Origin of the sequence: Bacteroides sp. RTP31139st1_H2_RTP31139_211217, from assembly GCF_040227615.1 — a bacterium.
GTDB lineage: Bacteria > Bacteroidota > Bacteroidia > Bacteroidales > Bacteroidaceae > Bacteroides > Bacteroides uniformis.
This window is the reverse complement of the sequence record NZ_JBCNZM010000286.1, coordinates 1-473: the sequence shown is the minus strand read 5'-3', so window position 1 is coordinate 473 and position 473 is coordinate 1. Positions and strand designations below refer to the sequence as shown.

General features: G+C 37.0%; 1 pseudogene. It reads right to left on the bottom strand.

Features of this window, described 5'->3' with window-relative positions:
• Positions 1-169 precede the first annotated feature (169 nt).
• Positions 170-473: pseudogene (locus tag ABUA47_RS23980) on the bottom strand (UDP-GlcNAc--UDP-phosphate GlcNAc-1-phosphate transferase); the annotation flags it as partial.

Sequence of the window (473 nt, the reverse complement as noted above, 5' to 3'; positions counted from 1 at the left end):
AAGTTATTTTATTAGCAGACGGAACAAAAATTGTTGTCAACAACCAGTGGGGAACATTATTTCCAAGATTTCTTGAAGCAGCAAAGAAACTGTACCAAGTAACCAATGATTCGGAAAGCAATACTCCAATATCCCGATTAAAGATTACTTTTGGTAATGGGAAAGTAATTCAAGAGATATGTCTTGAAAAATACTTTTTCATGAAGAGTACGTATATTGCGCTCAACAGTAAGATACACCCTATCAAGAAGATATAGCCATACCGTTGACAATAAATATATCCTACTATTATAAGAGTCTGTATTGTCATATAGGCCAGAGAGACTATGACATGAGGAATCTTCAGTTCATTCGCCATAATCTGATACAGATGCTTGCGATGCGGTAGCCCGATATTCTCATGAAGCATCAGGCGGTGAATGATAGTCAGTACACTATCCACACCATAAACGGATAAAAGGACTATCCAACTG